Source organism: Enterococcus sp. AZ149 (genome assembly GCF_051714285.1).
Classification (GTDB): domain Bacteria; phylum Bacillota; class Bacilli; order Lactobacillales; family Enterococcaceae; genus Enterococcus_D; species Enterococcus_D entomosocium.
In genome coordinates this window covers 3,178,255-3,185,000 of the sequence record NZ_JBIORO010000001.1, presented here as the reverse complement: position 1 = coordinate 3,185,000, position 6,746 = coordinate 3,178,255, and the positions used below count along the sequence as shown (strand labels likewise).

Annotated in this window: 6 protein-coding genes, 8 tRNA genes and 1 riboswitch (1 of these 15 running past the window's edge); of the genes, 11 read left to right on the top strand and 3 right to left on the bottom strand. The window is 47.0% G+C overall.

From position 1 onward, the window contains the following. The 11 genes from IGI94_RS14730 to IGI94_RS14680 form a co-directional block, all read left to right on the top strand. A tRNA-Glu gene (locus IGI94_RS14730) sits at window positions 1–23 on the top strand (it extends 49 nt beyond the left edge of the window). A gap of 12 nt (window positions 24–35) precedes the next feature. After that, window positions 36–125 (top strand) — tRNA-Ser (locus tag IGI94_RS14725). Window positions 126–191: 66 nt separating this feature from the next. Beyond that, window positions 192–265: transfer RNA gene (locus IGI94_RS14720), tRNA-Met, on the top strand. A gap of 39 nt (window positions 266–304) precedes the next feature. Next, window positions 305–378: transfer RNA gene (locus IGI94_RS14715), tRNA-Asp, on the top strand. A gap of 8 nt (window positions 379–386) precedes the next feature. Next, window positions 387–459: transfer RNA gene (locus IGI94_RS14710), tRNA-Phe, on the top strand. A gap of 7 nt (window positions 460–466) precedes the next feature. Further along, a tRNA-Gly gene (locus IGI94_RS14705) sits at window positions 467–537 on the top strand. A gap of 16 nt (window positions 538–553) precedes the next feature. Continuing rightward, window positions 554–627: transfer RNA gene (locus IGI94_RS14700), tRNA-Ile, on the top strand. Between the two features lie 15 nt (window positions 628–642). Further along, a tRNA-Glu gene (locus tag IGI94_RS14695) sits at window positions 643–714 on the top strand. Window positions 715–804: 90 nt separating this feature from the next. Beyond that, a riboswitch (SMK box riboswitch) is annotated at window positions 805–886 on the top strand. After that, complete coding sequence (metK, locus tag IGI94_RS14690; protein ID WP_005233362.1) at window positions 884–2,068, top strand: methionine adenosyltransferase; 1,185 nt, start codon at window positions 884–886, stop codon at window positions 2,066–2,068. (Overlaps the previous riboswitch by 3 nt.) Window positions 2,069–2,134: 66 nt before the next feature. Beyond that, complete coding sequence (locus tag IGI94_RS14685) at window positions 2,135–3,592, top strand: MDR family MFS transporter (RefSeq protein ID WP_086298745.1); 1,458 nt, start codon at window positions 2,135–2,137, stop codon at window positions 3,590–3,592. 22 nt (window positions 3,593–3,614) lie between these two features. Continuing rightward, a complete protein-coding gene (locus tag IGI94_RS14680; RefSeq protein ID WP_005227672.1) occupies window positions 3,615–4,394 on the top strand; it encodes an alpha/beta hydrolase in 780 nt (259 codons plus the stop codon). 24 nt (window positions 4,395–4,418) lie between these two features. Here the strand turns inward: IGI94_RS14680 and IGI94_RS14675 are convergent, their stop codons facing one another. The 3 genes from IGI94_RS14675 to IGI94_RS14665 are packed head-to-tail and all read right to left on the bottom strand — an operon-like array spanning window position 4,419 to window position 6,620. After that, entirely contained in the window at window positions 4,419–4,997 is a 579-nt protein-coding gene (locus tag IGI94_RS14675) for a tRNA (mnm(5)s(2)U34)-methyltransferase (RefSeq protein WP_005233365.1), read from the bottom strand. Beyond that, on the bottom strand, window positions 4,972–5,955 hold the full coding sequence (locus tag IGI94_RS14670) for a TIGR01212 family radical SAM protein (RefSeq protein WP_438899924.1): 984 nt from the start codon (window positions 5,953–5,955) through the stop codon (window positions 4,972–4,974). Before IGI94_RS14670 ends, IGI94_RS14675 begins: the two co-directional genes overlap by 26 nt. A gap of 14 nt (window positions 5,956–5,969) precedes the next feature. Beyond that, window positions 5,970–6,620 (bottom strand): phosphatase PAP2 family protein, encoded by a 651-nt coding sequence (locus tag IGI94_RS14665; RefSeq protein ID WP_438899923.1) that lies wholly within the window; start codon window positions 6,618–6,620, stop codon window positions 5,970–5,972. Window positions 6,621–6,746: the final 126 nt, after the last annotated feature.

Genomic DNA, 6,746 nt, shown 5'->3' with positions numbered 1-6,746 from the left:
GGGTTCGAATCCCGTACGGATCATTTTTTACTTTTGGAGGATTACCCAAGTCCGGCTGAAGGGAACGGTCTTGAAAACCGTCAGGCGGGTAAAACCGTGCAAGGGTTCGAATCCCTTATCCTCCTTAACTGTCTCTTTTGTTGCGAGCAAAAGAATCACAGTCCTTTAATTACTGAAAAGTAATTACTTATCGCGGGATGGAGCAGTCTGGTAGCTCGTCGGGCTCATAACCCGAAGGTCGTAGGTTCAAATCCTGCTCCCGCAATCGCTTTGTTTAACGGCAAAGCAGCAATACAAAGCTTCTGGTTTGGTAGTTCAGTTGGTTAGAATGCCTGCCTGTCACGCAGGAGGTCGCGGGTTCGAGTCCCGTCCAGACCGTTGTTTTTGGCTCGGTAGCTCAGTTGGTAGAGCAATGGATTGAAGCTCCATGTGTCGGCAGTTCGATTCTGTCCCGCGCCATAGGAATGCGGGTGTAGTTTAGTGGTAAAACTACAGCCTTCCAAGCTGTTGTCGCGAGTTCGATTCTCGTCACCCGCTTTGCATTTTTTATTTGGGGCCTATAGCTCAGCTGGTTAGAGCGCACGCCTGATAAGCGTGAGGTCGATGGTTCGAGTCCATTTAGGCCCATTACATTTTCAAACTGGTCCGTTGGTCAAGCGGTTAAGACACCGCCCTTTCACGGCGGTAACACGGGTTCGAATCCCGTACGGATCATGCAAACACTCTTGAGAGTGTTTTTTTATTACCAAAAATGATCTTTTTTATCATTTTTCAACTACGAAGGGTCAAAATTTGTTATAATCAGTCCGTTGCAAGTTCCCGAAAGGATTCGCAGCTGCGAAGATGCCTTGTAACCGAAACATATATTAGGGGGAATACAAAAATGACAGAGAAACACTTATTTACATCAGAGTCCGTTTCAGAAGGACACCCAGACAAAGTAGCCGACCAAATCAGTGATGCCATCTTAGATGCGTTGCTTGCCGAAGATCCAATGGCTCGGGTTGCTTGTGAAACGTCAGTTACCACCGGATTGGTTTTAGTTTTTGGAGAAATTTCTACTTCTGCTTACGTAGATATCCAAAAAGTCGTCCGTGAAACCATCAAAGAAATCGGCTATACACGAGCAAAATTCGGCTTTGACGGCGATACGGTTGCTGTTTTAGTAGCGATCGATGAGCAATCACCAGATATCGCTCAAGGCGTTGACGATGCTTTAGAAAGTCGCGGAGAAACGGATAAAGAAGATATCGGTGCCGGTGACCAAGGCTTGATGTTTGGTTTTGCCGTTGATGAAACACCTGAATTGATGCCTTTACCAATCGCATTGAGTCATCGGTTAGTCCGTCGATTAGCAGAGTTGCGTAAAAACAATGAACTAAGCTACTTGCGTCCAGATGCAAAATCGCAAGTAACTGTTGAATATGATGATAACGATCAACCACAAAGAGTGGACACCGTCGTTATTAGTACCCAGCATGATGATGCGGCTGATAATGAAACGATCCACCGTGATGTCATTGAAAAAGTGATCAAAGAAGTGATTCCTGCCGATCTTTTAGACGAGCAGACAAAATATTATATTAATCCTACTGGTCGTTTTGTGATCGGCGGTCCTCAAGGGGATGCCGGTTTGACAGGCAGAAAAATCATCGTTGATACTTATGGCGGCTATGCTCGTCATGGTGGCGGTGCGTTTTCTGGAAAAGACGCAACCAAAGTTGACCGTTCAGCCAGCTATGCGGCTCGCTACATTGCCAAAAACATCGTAGCAGCAAAGCTAGCCAAAAAAGTGGAAGTCCAATTAGCCTATGCGATCGGTGTGGCACAGCCCGTTTCGATCAGCATCAACACTTTTGGTACCGGAACCGTCAGCAACGAGCGCTTGATCCAAGCGGTACGAGAAAACTTTGATTTGCGACCAGCAGGAATTATTGAAATGTTAGATTTGCGCCGTCCGATTTATCGTCAGACTGCCGCTTACGGACATTTCGGTCGTACAGATATCGATTTGCCATGGGAACGCACCGACAAGGTGGCGGCACTTTTGGCAAGTGTGAAGGATTAAAAGAGGCGACCTCTATTGATGACTATCAATAGGGGTTCTTTTTTTTGGAGTAAAAGGAGGAGTTACATGCGAACCAATGTAAAATTAGTCACTATTGCGGTCTTTGTCGCAACGTTTATGACCGCGATCGAAGGAACGATCATTACGACAGCGATGCCTACCATCGTTAGTTCATTGAAAGGGATCGAGATCATGAACTGGGTCTTCTCGATCTATCTTTTGACCAGTGCGATGTTGACCCCGATCTACGGCAAGTTTGCCGATAACATCGGCCGCAAACCAGTCTTTCTATTTGGTACGCTGCTGTTTATTATCGGGTCGGCGTTTTGTGGGATGGCCAACACAATGTTGACGTTGATCATTGCCAGAGCGTTGCAAGGATTAGGCGCAGGGGCCATGATGCCCGTTGCCCTAACGATCATTGCGGACCTGTATCCTGTTGAAAAGAGGGCGAAAGTCTTAGGGCTCAATAGTACTGCTTGGGGGATCGCCAGTGTCGTTGGTCCCTTAGCCGGTGGATTGATCGTAGATACGATCGGGTGGCATTGGATCTTCTTTATCAACGTGCCCATCGGATTAGGGTTGATCGCCTTAATTTGGTTTTATTTTCATGAAGAAAAAAAGGCCTTTGCTGCAGTCAACATTGATTATGCAGGCAGTCTCTTGTTGATGTTGACGTTAGTAGGGCTCCTGCTAGGCTTCCAATTGCTAGGAGATTATGGTGTAAGTCTGCCTGTTATCGGTCTGTTCGTTTTTTCTGTCCTCACGTTTATCGGCTTCATTCGTGTGGAGAAAAAAGCAGCAGATCCGATTATTGATCTGAAGCTGTTCCACTCAAAACTATTTGTGGTGGTCAACATCGTAGCAGCTTTGGCTAGCGGCTTCCTGATGGGGATCGATGTTTATATCCCAATGTGGATGCAAGGGGTCTTAGGCATGAGTGCGGGGATTGGCGGGCTTGTGTTGGCACCGTTGTCGATTTTATGGATGATTGGTTCCTTCTTAGCCAGCCGTTGGTTGACACAGCACAGTGTCAGCTGGGTCTTGACGGTTAGCTTGTTGATCACGGCTACCGGTGCTTTGTGGTTGTTTTTGACACCGGCACAGACTTCATTCTGGTTGTTCTTGGTCATTTCTTCTATTACGGGCGTCGGATTAGGGGCAACGATGGTGGTTTGTACCGTTACTGCCCAAACCAGCGTTGCACCCACCCAAGTCGGCGTGGCGACTTCTTTTAATACCCTGCTGCGAACGATCGGGCAAACCATTATGGTGGCGGTCTTCGGTATCGTTTTAAACACCAGCAATAGCGTGGGCTTGGCACAGGCGCAAGTCACTGATAGCAGTGTCATGAATCAGCTGGTTGATCCAGCCGCCGCGCGTCAGCTGCCAACAGCCTTATTAGGGCAATTACGGGAGATTCTTTATAGCGGTCTACACTGGGTTTTTGGGATCGGTGTTTTACTCATTGTGCTAGCGATTGGTTTGACCCGCACGATTTCGCGAGAATCTGGTACAATATAAAAAAAGGATCGCAGGTGATTGTATGGCTTTTTTACAAGCAAATATCTATTCAAATGTTCTTGAAATGGAGGTAATGATCGATGTGATCTTGCCTCAAAGTACCAAGAAAAAAATCGGTACGCAAAGCCAATCGACGGGCACAGATCTCCCGGTGCTTTATTTATTGCATGGGATGAACGGAAATCATAGTGTCTGGCAGCGACGGACGTCGATCGAGCGATATGCCGCAGAGTATCAACTAGCGGTCATCATGCCGTCTACTGATCTGGGCTGGTATACCGATACGACCTACGAAATGAAGTATTGGACGTTTATCGCCGAAGAATTACCACAAATTTGTCATGAACTGTTTCCTCAACTGACGCAAAAACGAGAAAAAACTTTTGCAGCAGGTCTCTCGATGGGGGGCTATGGGGCAGTAAAACTTGGGCTGCGCAAGCCTGACCAGTTTGCGGCGGTAGCGTCTTTGTCTGGCGCATTAGCGCTGGCTGAAAGCATGGATTCCTTGCTGCAGCTGCGAAGCCAAGCTTATTGGGAAGGAATCTTTGGCCCTTTAGAGCAATTCAAAGGGTCAGAAAATGATTTGATCCATCTGATTGAGACCATCGATCCAAGCACCGCGCCGCGCTTTTTTATTAGCTGCGGAACCGAGGATCAGCTGTATCCGGCAAGTGAATATGCGGTGGATAAGCTGCAAAAACGCAAACTAGCCGTAACGTTTGAATCGGGAACTGGGGATCATGATTGGAATTTTTGGGATCAATGGATCCAACGAGTCCTGCAATGGCTTTTTAGTGAATAAAAAAACCATCAGTCGATCGACACCTTAACGTGCCGAGGACTGATGGTTTTTTCGTTCGATACAAAATAAGATCGGCGGCTGGTTGCGCTGATTGATAAATTGATAGGAAAGGACATTATATTCCTCTTGCGGCAGCTGCTGACAAAAGGAGTGGACTTCTTTCAGCTCTGCTTCGCCGCCAGCGTGTCCATAATAGCAGACGAGGATGATTCTACCTTTCGGGACTAAACGTGTCAGTAAAGCTTCTAAAGCCGTTTTCGTTGTATCAGGCAGCGTGATGATCGCTTTGTCCCCTTTCGGCAAGTAGCCTAAATTGAAAATGGCGGCGTGAACCGGACCACTCACAACATCTGCCAACGTCTCATGGCCTTGATGGATCAGCTGAACTTGCGGCAACAGCTCTTTTTCAGTCAAACGTTTTTTGGTGGCTTGGAGGGCTTGTTCTTGAATATCAAAAGCAAACACCTGACCAGTCGGCCCAACTAAGGAAGCCAGTAATTCCGTGTCAAAGCCGTTGCCCATCGTGGCATCAACAGCGGTATGTCCCGGTTGCACAACTTCTTTTAAAAGGGTGTGGCTATAGCGCATGGCGGTCGGCAGCATTGACAAGCTCCTTTCGCACGTTGAATTTCCCTTGATAGGAGTTGCGGCGTAGCATTTCTTGATCAATCTCATTCAAGACTTCCCATTTTTTCAAACTCCACATTGGACCTACCAGAGAATCCCATGGTGCATCGCCTGTCAAGCGATGAATGATGATCTCTGGGGGGATCATTTCTAACTGATCGCAGATCAATGACACATAGGTATCGCGCCGCATCAAATGCAAACGTCCCTCATGATAATCCCGCAGCATCCGAGTATTGCGCATCAAATGCAGCAGGTGCAGTTTGATGCCTTGGATATCAGAATCTTGAATGGTGCGGCGGACGTTTTCTTGCATCATCTCGATCGTCTCGCCTGGCAGGCCATTGATCAAATGGGTACAGACACGAATATTGTGTTTGCGCAGGCTGGCGACGCCGTCTAAGTAGGTTTGATAATCATGGGCGCGGTTGATGGCATTGCTCGTGGTTTCAAAAGTCGTTTGCAGTCCTAATTCGACCCATAAATAAAAGCGTTGATTGAGCTCTGCCAGATAGTCAACGACATCTGCTGGTAAGCAGTCTGGTCGGGTCCCAATGGAGATCCCGACAACACCAGGTAGTGTCAGTACTTGCTCGAAGCGCTCGCGGATCACTGCCACCGGTGCGTGGGTGTTCGTAAAATTTTGAAAATAGACAATGTATTTGTCCACTTGCGGCCACTTTTTGTGCATCATGGCGATCTCTTTTTCAAACTGCTCTGGTAGCGGGGCTTCAGGTGCTACGATCATATCGCCAGAGCCGGACACACTGCAAAATGTACAGCCGCCTTTGGCAACGGTGCCGTCACGATTGGGGCAGTCGAAGCCCGCATCGATGGGAACTTTAAAGATTTTTTCGCCAAATTCTTGCCGCAAAGCAAAGTTCCATGAATGGTATCGTTTGTTTTTATCTTCTGCATAAGGAAATGGATTCATTTTTTTACCTTCTTTTATAATTGTTTACGCGTGAAGCGCCAGACAAAACGTTTTTGCAAGTAGTAAGGGTAGGTCAACAGCAGCCAAGACAGGCCGACACAAAAACCGCCTAACACATCACTGGGAAAATGCACGCCAACATAGATGCGGCTGATGCCGATATAACTGATCAATAGGCCTAACAGAATACGGAGTCCCCATTGCCAAAAAGGCTGCTTGAAGAAAACCGGGACCAAGAAGAGCAATGTTCCATAAAAAACCATACTGCCTGTCGAGTGTCCGCTAGGGAAACTAAAACTTGATTCCGTGACTAAGTGTTCAAGGGTTGGTCGCTCCCGTAAAAAGACCAGTTTGATCAATGGGTTAAAGAGCCCGGCGATCCCGATGGTGCCGATACTGAGCCATAGTGCTTCTGCATAATATTTATTGATTACTAAAACGGCTAAAACAGCAAGAAAGAGCAAGATGATCGTGGTAGGATTCGCAAATTTTGTGACCCATAGAAAAAACGGTGTCCAAAACGGATAGCCGGTGCGGATGATGCGAGTCAAGGTTTCGTCAAAGGAGACCAACCAAGTAGGATAAAATTTCACGAGATAGCCGAGAAAAACGAACAGCAGTAAAAAGCAGCTGCCGGCAAATTGAAAATAAAGTTTTTTATGCATGGAAAAGCCTCGTTTCTAGAGAATTTCTGTCCCTTCAAGCAAAGAGACATCTAGAAGGTATTATAGCATTTATCGCAAGACGGAAAAAGCAGGGAACCATTCAGGGAGCATCCCACTGCCAAGGAA